The 14,097-nt window shown below is 64.7% G+C and carries 12 protein-coding genes; 3 read left to right on the top strand and 9 right to left on the bottom strand.

The genetic code is table 11. The features are described from left to right. The first annotated feature begins 22 nt into the window (after positions 1 to 22). The gene (locus BLV45_RS10770; protein WP_090532561.1) at positions 23 to 1,183 is read left to right on the top strand and encodes a mannitol dehydrogenase family protein; all 1,161 of its coding nucleotides are present in this window, start codon (positions 23 to 25) and stop codon (positions 1,181 to 1,183) included. A gap of 358 nt (positions 1,184 to 1,541) precedes the next feature. Then, positions 1,542 to 2,405, top strand: coding sequence for a 4-hydroxybenzoate octaprenyltransferase (gene ubiA / locus BLV45_RS10765; RefSeq protein WP_090532559.1), 864 nt, complete (start codon positions 1,542 to 1,544; stop codon positions 2,403 to 2,405). Positions 2,406 to 2,525: 120 nt separating this feature from the next. Here the strand turns inward: ubiA and proC are convergent, their stop codons facing one another. The 6 genes from proC to BLV45_RS10735 all read right to left on the bottom strand — a co-directional run bounded on the left by proC (position 2,526) and on the right by BLV45_RS10735 (position 9,604). Next, positions 2,526 to 3,341 (bottom strand): pyrroline-5-carboxylate reductase, encoded by an 816-nt coding sequence (proC, locus tag BLV45_RS10760; RefSeq protein WP_090532557.1) that lies wholly within the window; start codon positions 3,339 to 3,341, stop codon positions 2,526 to 2,528. A gap of 22 nt (positions 3,342 to 3,363) precedes the next feature. Continuing rightward, entirely contained in the window at positions 3,364 to 4,062 is a 699-nt protein-coding gene (locus BLV45_RS10755) for a YggS family pyridoxal phosphate-dependent enzyme (RefSeq protein ID WP_090532555.1), read from the bottom strand. Between the two features lie 91 nt (positions 4,063 to 4,153). Next, entirely contained in the window at positions 4,154 to 5,380 is a 1,227-nt protein-coding gene (gene glcF / locus BLV45_RS10750) for a glycolate oxidase subunit GlcF (protein ID WP_090532551.1), read from the bottom strand. A gap of 7 nt (positions 5,381 to 5,387) precedes the next feature. Further along, positions 5,388 to 6,476: a glycolate oxidase subunit GlcE gene (gene glcE / locus BLV45_RS10745; protein ID WP_090532549.1), complete on the bottom strand. Its 1,089-nt coding sequence runs from the start codon at positions 6,474 to 6,476 to the stop codon at positions 5,388 to 5,390. Positions 6,477 to 6,642: 166 nt separating this feature from the next. After that, complete coding sequence (locus BLV45_RS10740) at positions 6,643 to 8,136, bottom strand: FAD-linked oxidase C-terminal domain-containing protein (protein WP_090532547.1); 1,494 nt, start codon at positions 8,134 to 8,136, stop codon at positions 6,643 to 6,645. A gap of 52 nt (positions 8,137 to 8,188) precedes the next feature. Next, complete coding sequence (locus BLV45_RS10735; RefSeq protein WP_090532545.1) at positions 8,189 to 9,604, bottom strand: FAD-linked oxidase C-terminal domain-containing protein; 1,416 nt, start codon at positions 9,602 to 9,604, stop codon at positions 8,189 to 8,191. A 243-nt stretch (positions 9,605 to 9,847) separates the two neighbouring features. Here BLV45_RS10735 and BLV45_RS10730 point away from each other — a divergent pair, with 243 nt between their 5' ends. Then, a complete protein-coding gene (locus tag BLV45_RS10730) occupies positions 9,848 to 10,393 on the top strand; it encodes a cob(I)yrinic acid a,c-diamide adenosyltransferase (protein ID WP_090532543.1) in 546 nt (181 codons plus the stop codon). Here BLV45_RS10730 and BLV45_RS10725 read toward each other — a convergent pair. From BLV45_RS10725 to aroG, 3 genes are all read right to left on the bottom strand, one after another. Then, the gene (locus BLV45_RS10725; protein WP_090532540.1) at positions 10,390 to 11,628 is read right to left on the bottom strand and encodes a DUF3734 domain-containing protein; all 1,239 of its coding nucleotides are present in this window, start codon (positions 11,626 to 11,628) and stop codon (positions 10,390 to 10,392) included. The genes BLV45_RS10730 and BLV45_RS10725 overlap by 4 nt on opposite strands. Before the next feature lie 64 nt (positions 11,629 to 11,692). Then, the gene (locus tag BLV45_RS10720; RefSeq protein ID WP_090532539.1) at positions 11,693 to 12,448 is read right to left on the bottom strand and encodes an acetoacetate decarboxylase; all 756 of its coding nucleotides are present in this window, start codon (positions 12,446 to 12,448) and stop codon (positions 11,693 to 11,695) included. 387 nt (positions 12,449 to 12,835) lie between these two features. Further along, complete coding sequence (gene aroG / locus BLV45_RS10715) at positions 12,836 to 13,909, bottom strand: 3-deoxy-7-phosphoheptulonate synthase AroG (RefSeq protein ID WP_090532537.1); 1,074 nt, start codon at positions 13,907 to 13,909, stop codon at positions 12,836 to 12,838. Between the last annotated feature and the right edge of the window lie 188 nt (positions 13,910 to 14,097).

Below are 14,097 nucleotides of genomic sequence, written 5' to 3'. Positions count from 1 at the left end.
CGGACCAGTCAGGACGGGAAGGATGAGCGAACCTGTACTTCAGTTTGGGACGAGCCGATTCCTCCTGGCTCATGTCGCCCTGTTTGTGTCTCAGGCGCTTGAGCGCGGAGATGCGATCGGCGGCATCAGTGTTGTGCAGACGACCGGTAATCCATCAAGCCGTGCGCGTGTCGCCGCGCTCTCGCAAGCGGGTAGTTACCCAGTGAAAATTCGCGGCGTGGAAGGCGGTTCGGTCGTGGACAAGATGATCGAATGCCACGCCGTGCGCACGGCCTGGGTTGCCGATCAAGACTGGGCCGCGATCCGTCGCGCGACGATTGAAGACGTGCGCGTCATCGTATCGAACACGGGTGACATAGGCTATCGGCTCGACGAGCGCGATTCGACCGCCCTGCTGGTGAACACTACGCAGGCACCGCGCAGTTATCCCGCCAAACTGCTGACGTTGCTTTATGCACGATGGTCCGAGAGGCCCTGTGCCGGCGTGTCAATCTTTCCGTGCGAACTCGTCTCGAACAATGGCGACACCTTGCGGAATGTCGTACTCGGTCTCGCGCAACGATGGGCGCTGCCTCGCGCTTTTCTCGATTATTTACGGGAGGACTGCGTATGGGTGAACTCCCTGGTCGACCGGATTGTGTCCGAGCCGATCGATCCGGTCGGCGCGGTGGCAGAGCCCTATGCGTTATGGGCCATCGAACAGCGCACCGGCATGGAGCTGCCCTGCCTGCACGAAGATATCGTGCTCACGGATGATCTGCGCAGTTACGAGCGGTTGAAACTGTTCTTCCTCAATCTGGGCCATACCTGGCTCGCCGATCAGTGGCTCAGCGAGCGCCGCGCCCCCTCGGAGACGGTCCTCGATGCGATGAACGACGCACGCCTGCGTGACGGGATCGAAGCAGTGTGGCAGGAAGAAGTCCTCGGAGTATTCGCCGCAATCGACTTGCGCAGTCGCGCCGGGCGCTATCTCGAGAGCGTGCGTGAGCGGTTTCTCAACCCGTATCTCGATCACCGGATCGCGGATATCGCGCAAAACCATGTTGAAAAGGTCAAGAGGCGGATAGTGCCGCTGATCGAACTCGCCGATTCGCTACCGGTGCGAGCGGCCCAGCCCCGCTTGCGAAGCATGCTGGCGAGGCACGGACTGATACAGGCCGCGCAAGGGACGCAGACATCATGAAAGACCAGGCAGTGGTGATTCTTCACGACGAAGAGGTGGCCGCGCAAATTCGGACAGTCGGATATGTGGAACGCTCGGGGCCTGAGCCGGCGATAATGCCGACAAAGGAACCTTGAAGATGACGAAGAGAATCTGGCGCTGCGTTTGATCGCATGGTTGTGACGCGCGGCACGGCTGACAAAGCCGGACAGAACGGCTTGCCAGGTTAACGCCCGGCAGGCCGTTTTTGCTTTTAGCCGCGCTCTGGCTGATTTTTCCGGTGATGCAAAAACACTCGCCCGGCGCACGCATGCGGCGTTGCGGGCCGACGTTTGCCGTGCTGCTCTAGAATGTCGGCATTGCTCCTAACCGGCTTCCCATGTTCGCCCGACTTCCGCTCTATCTCCGCCTTGTCCGCATGGACAAGCCCATCGGCAGTCTGCTGTTGCTGTGGCCGACGCTCAACGCCTTGTGGATCGCGTCGGACGGTCATCCGTCGTTTTCCCTGCTCGTCATTTTCGTGGTCGGCACGATCCTGATGCGCTCGGCTGGCTGCGCGATCAACGATTACGCCGACCGCGATTTCGACCGCTACGTGAAGCGCACCGAGAACCGGCCGATCACGTCGGGCAAGATCCAGGCGTGGGAGGCCGTGGCGCTCGCCGCCGGGCTGTCGCTGATCGCGTTTCTGCTGATCCTGCCGCTCAATACGCTGACGAAGGAACTGTCGGTGGCGGCGCTTTTTGTCGCGGGCTCGTACCCGTTCACGAAGCGGTTCTTCGCGATTCCCCAGGCCTACCTCGGCATCGCGTTCGGTTTTGGCATTCCGATGGCCTTCGCGGCCATCCAGAACCACGTGCCGGCGCTCGCGTGGGTGATGCTGCTTGCCAACGTGTTCTGGTCGGTCGCGTACGACACCGAATACGCCATGGTCGATCGCGACGACGACATCAAGATCGGCATCCGTACCTCCGCGCTCACCTTTGGCCGCTTCGACGTGTTCGCGATCATGCTCTGCTACGCGATGACGCTTGGCATCTACGTCGGCATTGGCATCGTGCTGGGCTTCGGCGTGCTGTACTGGATCGGCTGGGCGGCGGCGGCCGGATGCGCGATCTATCACTACACGCTCATCCGCAACCGCGAGCGCATGCCGTGCTTCGCGGCGTTTCGTCATAACAACTGGCTGGGCGGCATGCTGTTCGCGGGGATCGCCGCGCACTACGCCGCTGGAGCGTTTTGAGGCCACAGATGCCATGGGCGGCCAGCGAGGTTAATTGCGGTCGCCGCGGGCAGGGTCACTGCGTCACGCGATGACCACAACCGGTTGACCACAACCGGCCGCCCGAAGTGGACACGCCCGTCACTGTTTTCCGAATTCGTCGCCCATTGCCTTGGCCCGCGCGTCCGCGGCCAGCGCGCCGCGCACGATCGCGTCTTTCACGCCCGACGCATCGAACGATGCAAGCGCCGCCGCCGTCGTGCCGCCTTTGGACGTCACGCGTTCACGCAGAACGGCAGGCGACTCGCTGGACTGCGCGGCCAGTTGCGCCGCGCCCGTGAACGTCGCGACGGCAAGCGCGCGCCCCTGCGCCGCGTCCATGCCGAGCTGGCGCGCGGCTTCTTCCAGCGCCTCGATGAAATAGAACACGTACGCCGGGCCGCTGCCTGAAATGGCGGTCACGGCGTCGATCTTCGCTTCGTCGTCGAACCACACGGTATGGCTCACCGCCCCGAGAACCTGGGTGGCGAGCGCGCGGCCCGCTTCGTCGACGCCCGGCGTTGCGAACAGGCCCGTCGCGCCCATGCCGATCAGCGCCGGCGTATTCGGCATGGTGCGCACGACGCGCGCATGGCCGTTCAGCCAGTGCGACAGGTCGTCGGCACGAATGCCTGCGGCAATGCTGATGACGAGCTGCTCCGCCCGCAGAAACGGCGCGAGGCTCGCAGCGACGCTCTTCAGGATCTGTGGCTTGACCGCGAGCAGGATGGCGTCGAACGAAGCGAGCGCGGCGTCAGCCGCGGCGCCCGTGCCCACGCCGAATTGCTGCGCATTGCGCGCGCGCGCTTCTTCGTTGGGATCGATCGCATACAGGTCGGCCGGCGCGACGCCACGTTTGATGAGACCGCCGATAAGCGCCGCGGCCATGTTGCCGCCGCCAATGAAAGCAATTTTCATGATGTTCCGTGAAGTGTTCAGTTCAGTTCGGGTAGTCGCGCGCGCCGAAGATCGCCGTGCCGATGCGCACGATCGTCGCGCCTTCGATGACGGCCGCTTCGAGATCGCCCGACATGCCCATGGACAACGTATCGAGCGCGAGCCCTTCTGCGCGAAGCTGTTCAAAGAGCGCGTGCAGCAGACGATGCGGCGCACGTTGTGCGTCCATGTCGCCCGCGGGCTCGGGAATCGACATCAGGCCACGCAACCTCAGCCGGGGCAGCGCGGCGACGGCGCGGGCCAGTTCCAGCGCTTCGCCGGGCGCAACGCCGCTCTTCGACGCCTCACCGCTTGCGTTCACCTGCAGGCAGACGTTGAGCGGCGGCAGACCGTCCGGCCGTTGCGCGGACAGGCGCTCGGCAATCTTCAGGCGATCCACCGAATGAACCCAGTCGAAATTCTCCGCGACGGGTTTCGACTTGTTCGATTGCAGCGGGCCGATGAAATGCCATTCGAGATTCGCGCGCAGGTCGACAAGCGCCTCGATTTTCGTGACGGCTTCCTGCACGTAGTTTTCGCCGAATGCGCGTTGCCCGGCGGCGTGCGCCGCGCGCACGTCTTCAGCGGGAAACGTTTTCGACACCGCGAGCAGTTCAACCGAACGCGGGTCGCGACCGGCGACGCGAGCGGCAAGCGCGATGCGCTGACGCACCGCGTCGAGGTGATGAATGAGATCGGGCATGAGACAGTTGGGCACACAGCAACGCGACGGAATGAATTATACGGACGCCATCCCTCGCTGCCGAGTCATCCGGACGGCCAGGTAGAAAACGTCAGGGCGCCAGCATATGCTCAAGCAGCTCGATCCAGTGCCTGACCGGAATCGACGTGCCGCTCTGCAGATGCGCGATACACCCCACGTTGGCCGAAACAATCAGCTGCGGCTCCAGCGAGCGCAACCGTTCGAGCTTCTGGTTGCGCAGCGTGTAGGAAAGCGTCGGCTGCGTGAGCGAATACGTGCCGGCCGAACCGCAGCACAGGTGGCTGTCGGCGGGCAGGCGCACCTCGATGCCAAGCGCGGTGAGCAGATGCTCGACGCGCCCGCGCACCTGCTGGCCGTGCTGCAGCGTACACGGCGGGTGGAACGCGACCGTATGCACGGAGCGGCGATGCGCGAGCGCCACGAGCGACTCTTCGAAATCGGGCAGGATTTCGCAGATGTCGCGGGTGAGCTCGACGATACGCCGCGCCTTGTCCGCATACGCCGGGTCGCCGCGCAACAGGTGCGCGTATTCGCGTACCGTCGCGCCGCAACCGGACGCGTTCATCACGATCGCTTCGACGCCGGCTTCGACGTGCGGCCACCACGCGTCGATGTTGGCGCGGATGTCGTCGAGTGCTTCGTCGTTATAGCCGAGGTGCAAACGGATCGCGCCGCAGCAGCCCGCCTCCGGCGCGACGACGGTCTCGATGCCGAGCGCGTCGAGCACGCGCGCGGTCGCGGTGTTGACGTTCGGCATCATCGAAGGCTGCACGCAACCGGCCAGCATCAGCATCTTGCGCGGGTGATGGGCCGTCGGCCATTCGAGCAGCGGTTGCCGGGCGGGGACCTTGTCGCGCAGCTTTTTCGGCAGGAGCGGGCGCACGTGCTGGCCGAGCCGCATCGCAGGCGTGAAGAGCGCGCTGTTTGGCAGGAAGCTCGCCAGCATGCGGCGCAACAGGCGCTGGCCGGGAGGCCGCGTGACATGCTCCTCGACCACTTTGCGGCCGATTTCGACAAGGCGTCCGTACTGCACGCCCGAGGGGCACGTCGACTCGCAGTTGCGGCAGGTGAGGCACCGGTCGAGGTGCATCTGCGTGCTGCGCGTGACGGGCGCGCCTTCCACCATCTGCTTGATCAGGTAGATGCGGCCGCGCGGTCCGTCGAGTTCGTCGCCGAGCAGCTGGTACGTGGGGCAGGTCGCCGTGCAGAAGCCGCAATGCACGCATTTGCGCAGGATGGAATCGGCTTCATCGCCGTCGGGCGTGTTGCGAATGAAGTCCGCGAGGTTGGTTTGCATCGCGCGCTCAGAAGTCGGGGTAGAGCCGGCCGCGATTGAAGATGCGGGCCGGGTCGAATGCGGCCTTCAGGCCGCGATGGATTTTCATCAGCGGCGCGGGCAGCGGCGTGAACACGCCTGCGCTGCGGTCGAAGCCGTGTCCGGTGCGGAAGATGGTCGCGTGGCCGCCGGCCTGTTTCGCGCTGATGCGCACGGTCTGCGCGTCGGCGTCGGTGATCCACCAGCGCTGCGCGCCGCCCCATTCCATCAGTTGCGCGCCCGGCAGTTGCAGGGGCTCGGTTATCGACGGCAACGCGAGGCGCCACAACGCGTGGCCCGGCGCGATCGCGGAGAAGAACGGATCGGTCTGTTCGCGCAGCCCCGCCCAGAAGCGCTCCGCTTCGACCGCGTCGACCACTTCGCCGCCGAGCGACGTGCGCGCCGACTTGACCGCGGCTTCGGCGCCGGCAAGGCGCATGGCAAGCGTGCCGTTGCGCCATGCGCTCGCGGTGATGGGCAGCGGGTGGCCGCCCCATTCGTTGAGCTTGCGCACGGCGTCGGTGCCGTTCATGTCGAACTTGAGCGTCGCCTCGGCGACGGGAAGCGGCAGCACCTTCACCGACAGTTCGAGTATCAGCCCGAGCGTGCCGAGCGAGCCGGCCATGAGCCGCGACACGTCATAGCCCGCGACGTTCTTCACGACCTGGCCGCCGAAATGCAGCGTTTCCCCATGGCCGTTCATGATGACCGCGCCGAGCACGAAGTCGCGCGCCGCGCCGGCCGAAGGGCGTCGCGGCCCGGCAATGCCGGCCGCGATACAGCCGCCGAGCGTGGCCTGCGGGCCGAAGTGCGGGGGTTCGAACGCCAGCATCTGCCGGTGTTCCGCGAGCGCCGCTTCGATTTCGAGGAGCGGCGTGCCGGCGCGCGCCGTGATCACGAGTTCCGCCGGATCGTAAGCGATGATGCCGCGATGCGCGCGCGTGTCGAGGATGTCGCCTTCCAGGCTCTGGCCGTACCAGTCTTTCGTGCCGCCGCCGCGAATGCGCACCGCGCGTCCTTCGGCGCTGGCCGAACGGATACGTTCGGACCAAACGGCGACGATGTCGTCCTCTTCCATGGCGTCCTGCATAGTTGTGTTTCGCCCGATTGTACCGGGCAGGGCGGCGCTGGCAACCCGGGGGCGGCCCTGAGGCGCCTCCCGTCCGGGCCGCGGGGCTGCGCGCACGGCACGGCGCGCAGCAGCAACCCGGTGGAGCGGCCGGTGTACGACCGTACAGGCCGCGCTAGAACCTCGGCAACTCCGGATGCGGCAGCAAGCCGCCGCGCACGTGCATCCGGCCATATTCGGCGCAGCGGGCGCGCGTTGGAATGCCCTTGTCGGGATTCAGGAGGCCGGGCGGATCGAAGGCGCGCTTGACCGCGTGAAACGCGTCGCGCTCTTCGGGAGAAAACTGCACGCACATCGAGTTGATCTTCTCGATGCCCACACCGTGTTCGCCCGTCACCGTGCCGCCCAGCTCGACACAGCATTCCAGAATGTCCGAGCCAAACGCTTCTGCCCGGTGCCATTCGTCGAGATCGTTGCCGTTGAAGAGGATCAGCGGATGCATGTTGCCGTCGCCCGCGTGGAACACGTTGATACAGCGCAGCGCGTATTTTTTCTCCATCTCGCTGATGCGCGACAACAGCGGCCCGATACTGCGGCGCGGCACCGTGCCGTCCATGCAGTAGTAGTCGGGCGAGATGCGCCCGGCGGCCGGAAACGCGTTCTTGCGGCCCGACCAGAACTTGAGCCGCTCGCTTTCCGTGCGCGAAATCTGGATGCGCGTCGCGCCGCATTCACGCAGCACCGCCGTCATGCGGACGATTTCCTCGGAGACTTCTTCCGGCGTGCCATCCGATTCGCATAGCAGAATGGCGGCCGCGTCGAGGTCGTAACCGGCGTTGACGAATTCCTCGACGGCTCGCGTCGCCGGCTTGTCCATCATTTCGAGGCCGGCCGGAATGATGCCCGCCGCGATGATGCCGGCGACCGCGTCGCCCCCTTTCACGACGTCGTCGAAGCTCGCCATGATGACCTGCGCGGCTTGCGGTTTCGGGATCAGCCTGACGGTGACTTCGGTGACGATCGCGAACATGCCCTCGCTGCCGATCAGCACCGCGAGCAGATCGAGGCCGGGCGCGTCGGGCCCGAGCGAGCCGAACTCGACGATCTCGCCTTCCATCGTGATGGCCCGCACGCGCAGCACGTTGTGTACGGTGAGGCCGTACTTCAGGCAATGCACGCCGCCGGAATTTTCCGACACGTTGCCGCCGATCGTGCAGGCAATCTGCGAAGAAGGATCGGGCGCGTAGTAAAGGCCGTACGGCGCGGCGGCCTCCGAAATGGCGAGGTTGCGCACGCCCGGCTGGACAGTCGCGGTGCGCGCGTAGGAATCGACTTCGACGATCTTGCGAAAGCGCGCGAGCGACACGACAACGCCGTGCCGGATCGGCAGCGCGCCGCCGGACAGGCCGGTGCCCGCGCCGCGCGGCACGATCGGCACGTCGAGCCGATGGCAGATCTGCACGATGCGCTGCACTTGCGATTCCGTTTCCGGCAACACAACCGCGAGCGGCAGCCGGCGATACGCGGCGAGGCCGTCGCAGTCGTAGGCGACGGTATCTTCCTCGCGATACAGCAGGCAGTGGGTCGGCAGCACGGCCATCAGCGCCTGCACGACTTCGCGCTGGCGCCGGGCGAGAACTTCAGGCGAAAGTTCGCCGGGTGCGTTCATGTCTCCTCCTTCTGCGGGCGCGCGGTCGTGGAATGCCGGTTTGCCCGTCGGGTCATGCCGCCCAGGAAAAAATCTTGCCCGGGTTCATCAGGTTGCGCGGGTCGAGCGCGTGCTTGATCGCGCGCATCGTGTCGACCGTGTCTTCGCCGTGCTCCTCGACCAGGAACCCCATCTTGTGCAGCCCGACGCCATGCTCGCCGGTACACGTGCCGTCCATGCGCAGCGCGCGCTCGACAATCCGGTGATTGAGCCGTTCGGCTTCGACGAGCTCTTCCGGCTTGTTGGGATCGATCAGGATCGCGACGTGAAAATTGCCGTCGCCCACATGGCCGACGATCGGGCAGGGGAGCGGCGATTCCTTCAGATCCTGTTCGGTCTCGACGACGCATTCCGCAAGGCGTGAAATCGGCACGCACACGTCCGTCGTCACGGCGCGGCAGCCCGGCTTCAGTTGCAGCATCGCGAAATAGGCGTTGTGCCGCGCGTTCCAGAGGCGGCTGCGGTCTTCCGGCCGCGTCGCCCATTCGAAGCCTTCGCCGTGGTTCTGCGAAGCGATGTCCTGAACGAGTTCGGCCTGTTCCTTCACCCCGGCTTCGGTGCCGTGGAACTCGAAGAACAGCGTGGGCGCCTCGCGCAGCGTCAGGTTCGAATGCCGGTTGATCGAGCGGATCGCGAGTGAATCGACAAACTCGACGCGCGCGATCGGCACGCCGATCTGGATCGTTTCGATGACGGCGCGCACCGCGTCGCCCATCGACGGAAACGTACACACCGCCGCCGACACCGCTTCAGGTTGCGGATAGAGCCGCACGGTGATTTCGGTGATGACGCCGAGCGTGCCTTCCGAGCCGACGAAGAGACGCGTGAGGTCATAGCCCGCGGACGACTTGCGCGCGCGCGTGCCGGTCTTGATGATACGGCCGTCGGCGAGCACGACGGTCAGGCCGAGTACGTTCTCGCGCATCGTGCCGTAGCGCACGGCGTTGGTGCCCGACGCGCGCGTCGCCGACATGCCGCCGATGCTCGCGTCCGCGCCCGGGTCGATCGGGAAGAAGAGGCCGGTGTCGCGCAGCGCATCGTTTAACTGCTTGCGCGAGATGCCGGGCTCGACGGTGACGGTGAGGTCTTCCGCATTGATCGCCAGCACGCGGTTCATTTCCGACAGGTCGATCGACACGCCGCCCTGGACCGCAAGCAGATGGCCCTCGAGCGACGACCCGTTGCCATACGGAATGACGGGCACGTCGTGCCGCGCGCAGAGCCTGACGATGGTCTGCACTTCTTCGGTCGTGCGGGCGTAGACAACGGCGTCCGGCAATTGCGGATCGAACGGGGATTCGTCGCGGCCGTGATGGGCGCGCACGGCATCGGATGTCGAAACGCGATCGGCGAATGCGGCCTTCAGTTCGACCAGCAGTTCAGCGGCGAACGGACGGCGCAGCGGTGCCGGTGGCACAGGATGATTCACGCGTGTCTCCTGAAAGCGGACAGATGTTCGAATGATTCGATTGTTGCGGTCCATTTTACGCTGATCGCCCGCCTGGCGCGGGTCGCGCCTGACAAACCTATAATGGCGCGATGGCCTGGCCGCTCTGCCGATGCCGCGCGCAACATGAGCCCTTTCCAGGGGATCGCCGGGGTGCGATGGCCGTGGCATTGGCAGGGCATGGACCATGCATCGCCGCATCGACATCCATTAAAGGAAATCATCATGGGCAATCGCCTGAGCAAAATCGCCACCCGAACCGGCGACGACGGCACCACCGGTTTGGGCGATGGCCGCCGCGTGCGCAAGGACGACGCGCGGATCGCCGCGATCGGCGACGTCGACGAGCTGAATTCGAACCTCGGCGTGCTGCTGTGCGAAGTGTTGCCCGACGACGTGCGGCAGGCGCTCTTCGCGATCCAGCACGATCTGTTCGATCTTGGCGGCGAACTTTGCATCCCCGGCCATACCATGATCGCCGACGCGCAGCTCGCACAACTCGACGCGTGGCTCGCGCAATACAACGCAACGCTGCCGCCGCTCAAGGAGTTCATCCTGCCCGGCGGCTCGCGCGCCGCAGCCATCGCGCACGTGTGCCGGACGGTGTGCCGCCGCGCCGAACGCTCGATCGTCGCGCTCGGCCAGATCGAGACCATCAACGCCGCGCCGCGTCAGTACGTGAACCGGCTGTCGGATCTGCTGTTCGTGCTCGCGCGCGTGCTGAATCGCGCCGACGGCGGCACGGACGTGCTGTGGCAGCACGATCGCTAGACGCCGGCCTCGCGCTCCGCGCCTGTCTTTGGCCCGAACTGGTCGCTGCTGCCCGGCGCGTGTACGTCGCGTGATGCGAAACCCGCCTCGTTCTGCGGAAGATCGAGCCATTCCGGATGCGCGAGCGTTTCGCGGATATCGGCAAGACCCGTCGCCCAGTGATCCAGCATCGTGTTGTAGCCGAACTGGAAATCCTTGAACTGGTTTTCGTACGGCTTGTCCTTGTAGATCAACTGCACGACGTTGTAGCGCTTGTCCGTGGACACGCGTGCGGCGATCTTGCACCACGGGTCGTTTTCAAGCGCTTCCGGGCTCACATGACGCAGCACCTCCCGAAGCGTGCGGCGCAGCAGTTGTGTGCGCCGCAGGTTATTCGTGACGGCCCGCGTCCGGCTGGAATACTGGATATCCTTTGCGCGGTCGTCGACCTGTCCCATGTTCGACGGCAGCGTGCCCTGCGAGCTCCACAAGTCGACCTGGAACGCGAGCGTGTCGCGTCGCGGCGTTTGCCCCAGCACTTCCGAAAGCGGCGTGTTGGAAATAAGCCCGCCGTCCCAGTAAAACTGGCCGTCTATTTCAACGGCTGGAAAACCCGGCGGCAACGCGCCGGACGCCATGAAGTGTTCCGCCCGCAACGTGAGGTGCGCGTTGTCGAAGAACGTGAGGTTGCCCGTGGCGACGTTCGCCGCGCCGACGCACACGCGCATGCCGCCGTGATTGATACGGTCGAAATCGGCGAACCGCTCCAGCGTACCCTTGAGCGCGCGGGTGTCGTAATAGCTGGCCTCGGCCACATTGAGCGTTCGCAGCCCGACTGGCGGCGGGAAGCGCGGCGTGAAAAAGCCCTTCTGGCCATCCAGCAGCGCGCGGGTCGCATACCACGACGAAAACGCCTGGCGAAACGAGTCGGAAATGCCAAAGAGCTGCGTTTCCAGCGCGGCCGGCCAGAAGGTCAGCGGCGAAGCGGGCTGGCAGATCGTGGCCCAGAACTGCTTCAGCGCATCGACGCGTTTCTCCGGCGCATTGCCCGCGATAATCGCCGTGTTCAACGCGCCGATCGAGATGCCCGCGACCCAGTCCGGATGGATGCCAACCTCGGCGAGCCCCTCATAGACGCCAGCCTGATACGAGCCGAGCGCACCGCCCCCCTGCAGGACGAGCGCCACGGTTTCATAGTGCTGCGAGACGCTTTCACTGAGCGACGGGGACGGATTCTGGTCAGACTGGGTTGTCATTTTCTAGCCTCGTTGTGAAGCACGCGGGCCAGGCCCGGCGGGATGGGTTCCGGCACGCGTCGTTCTAGCGGTTCTGCGGATCGGCCGACAGATAATCGAATGCCACTTCACCGAGCGCCAGCGTGAGATCGGCGATGATGTGCCGCGCCTCGACGACTTCCAGCACCGGCAGATCGCCCACGGGTGCGAGTGCATGCGAAGACAGCACGAGCGAAGCCGGGCCACCCCACGCACCTTTGACGGTGACGTCCTTCAGACGATAGCGAACGATCTCGCAGATGCGCGGCGTGCCGTCCACATGCGGAATGATCTTCAGCAGGTAGTTGTCGCCACTCATTTTCACGCGTTCGGCTTCCGCGTCGAGCGTGGTGTGCTTGTAGCCCATCGTGGCCGTTGCGATGCGCACCGGGCCGAAATCCAGCGTGCCGACCAGTGAGTCGATATGCGTTTCCAGTTTCGGTGACGCCAGCTTTTTCGGAAAGCCCCACAACTCGCGCCCGCCGGCGATGGGCGGATGATCGTCCAGATACATCGCGTGCGTATAGACGCCCGCGTTGCCGTTGAACCTGACCGGGATGACCTGGCCGCTCTCCGTGTAATCGCCGAAGCCGGTGGAATCCGGCATGCGGATGAACTCGTAATGCACGAGATCCGTATAGACCTCGAGTGGCTCCGGCACGAGCGCGCGCAGCTTCTCGATATCCGTGCGATACGTGATGATCATGAATTCGCGATTGACGAACCGGTACGGTCCGATCGGGTAAGCCGGGCTCGTCAGCGGCATCGAGAATGCGGTTTCGCGGACTTCTTCGATTTTCATGAGATCTCCGAAAAGAGGGTTCGGGCGCGCGCCGCGCAGGCAATGCGGGACGCTCGGGACAGGAATCAGCCAGACAGGAGACAGCGGTGCAGCCGTACGCGGCAGAGCCGGCGCAACGAGACGGCACTCCAGATACTCGATCAATTTCTGTTGCGTCGCAACAGGCTTTTCGGCATAGGACGAATCCTGGGCAACGGCGCGAGCGAAGTAGAAAAATGAAAGGAACGGACGCCTGAAAGCGTCACAAATCCGATGTATGCACGCCGGGCGGCGCGTACAAAAGAAATGCCGCCGGGTCGCTTCGACCGGGCGGCATGGATCGCCAGAAGCGGGCGCTAGCGAGCCCGCATGTCTACATCTGGCGAGGTTAGAGGATAAAACACGCGCCTAGTTACCGCTGCCGCGCGCGATGCGTCGCTGCCTGACCGATTCGGCCAGCCCTTCGAGGACGGCGATGCTTTCGTCCCAGCCGATGCAGGCGTCGGTGATGCTCTGGCCGTACGTCAGCTCGCACCCTTCCTGCAGATCCTGGCGGCCCGCCACCAGATGCGATTCCACCATGACGCCGACGATCCGTTCGTCGCCCGAAGCAATCTGGCGGCCGATGTCCGCGCACACCGGAATCTGGTTCTCGTGCTTCTTCGAACTGTTCGCGTGGCTCGCGTCGATCATCAGGCGCGCCGCGAGACCCGCCTTGCCGATGTCGGCGCAGGCGATGTTCACGCTTTGCGCGTCATAGTTCGGCGTTTTGCCGCCGCGCAGGATGATGTGGCAGTCCTCGTTGCCCGCCGTCGACACGATCGCCGAGTGACCGCCCTTCGTCACCGACAGGAAATGGTGCGGCTGCGAGGCGGCCTTGATGGCGTCGACGGCGATCTTCACGTTGCCGTCCGTGCCGTTCTTGAAGCCAACCGGGCACGACAGGCCCGACGCCAGTTCGCGGTGAACCTGCGACTCGGTCGTGCGCGCGCCGATCGCGCCCCACGAGATCAGGTCGGCGATGTACTGCGGGCTGATCATGTCGAGGTATTCGGTGCCGGCCGGCAGGCCGAGTTCGTTGATCTTCAGCAGCAGCTCGCGCGCGGTGCGCAGGCCGTCGTTGATCTTGAAGCTGTTGTCCATGTAGGGGTCGTTGATGAGACCCTTCCAGCCGACCGTCGTGCGCGGCTTTTCGAAGTACACGCGCATCACGATTTCGAGTTCCCCCGCGAAGCGCTTGCGCTGTTCGATCAGGCGGCCGGCGTATTCGAGCGCGGCCTTCGTGTCGTGAATCGAGCACGGCCCGATCACGACGATCAGACGGTCTTCCATGCCGTGCAGGATGCGATGCATCGACTGGCGCGCGTTATAGATCGTGTTCGACACGTTTTCGTCGAGCGCGAATTCGCGAATCAGGTGCGCCGGCGGCGTCAGTTCTTTCAGTTCCCGGATGCGGACATCGTCGGTGTTGTGCGGGGGCATGCTTGTTCTCCAGGATTCAGTTCGTAGCGTGTTCGCGCGGGAATGATCTCAAGACCGCGGCAAACGAAACTCAAGGGTGTTCAACGGCTAATGGGCAAAAGCGGACGGGCGAAAAAAAACCGCCAGACTCGCTGGCGGTTTTTCGGGAATTCTCGGTGTTTCGCGTACTAACACCCCTCTCGATCCGC

The organism is Paraburkholderia sartisoli (assembly GCF_900107685.1).
GTDB classification, from domain to species: Bacteria; Pseudomonadota; Gammaproteobacteria; order Burkholderiales; family Burkholderiaceae; genus Paraburkholderia; species Paraburkholderia sartisoli.
This window is presented reverse-complemented; position numbering and strand designations above follow the sequence as displayed.

Excerpts from the sequence above, each read along its gene's own strand:
- BLV45_RS10770 (WP_090532561.1), top strand. The coding sequence starts at position 23 with ATGAGCGAACCTGTACTTCAGTTTGGGACGAGCCGATTCCTCCTGGCT.
- ubiA (WP_090532559.1), top strand. The coding sequence starts at position 1,542 with ATGTTCGCCCGACTTCCGCTCTATCTCCGCCTTGTCCGCATGGACAAG.
- proC (WP_090532557.1), bottom strand. The coding sequence starts at position 3,341 with ATGAAAATTGCTTTCATTGGCGGCGGCAACATGGCCGCGGCGCTTATC.
- BLV45_RS10755 (WP_090532555.1), bottom strand. The coding sequence starts at position 4,062 with ATGCCCGATCTCATTCATCACCTCGACGCGGTGCGTCAGCGCATCGCG.
- glcF (WP_090532551.1), bottom strand. The coding sequence starts at position 5,380 with ATGCAAACCAACCTCGCGGACTTCATTCGCAACACGCCCGACGGCGAT.
- glcE (WP_090532549.1), bottom strand. The coding sequence starts at position 6,476 with ATGGAAGAGGACGACATCGTCGCCGTTTGGTCCGAACGTATCCGTTCG.
- BLV45_RS10740 (WP_090532547.1), bottom strand. The coding sequence starts at position 8,136 with ATGAACGCACCCGGCGAACTTTCGCCTGAAGTTCTCGCCCGGCGCCAG.
- BLV45_RS10730 (WP_090532543.1), top strand. The coding sequence starts at position 9,848 with ATGGGCAATCGCCTGAGCAAAATCGCCACCCGAACCGGCGACGACGGC.
- BLV45_RS10725 (WP_090532540.1), bottom strand. The coding sequence starts at position 11,628 with ATGACAACCCAGTCTGACCAGAATCCGTCCCCGTCGCTCAGTGAAAGC.
- BLV45_RS10720 (WP_090532539.1), bottom strand. The coding sequence starts at position 12,448 with ATGAAAATCGAAGAAGTCCGCGAAACCGCATTCTCGATGCCGCTGACG.
- aroG (WP_090532537.1), bottom strand. The coding sequence starts at position 13,909 with ATGCCCCCGCACAACACCGACGATGTCCGCATCCGGGAACTGAAAGAA.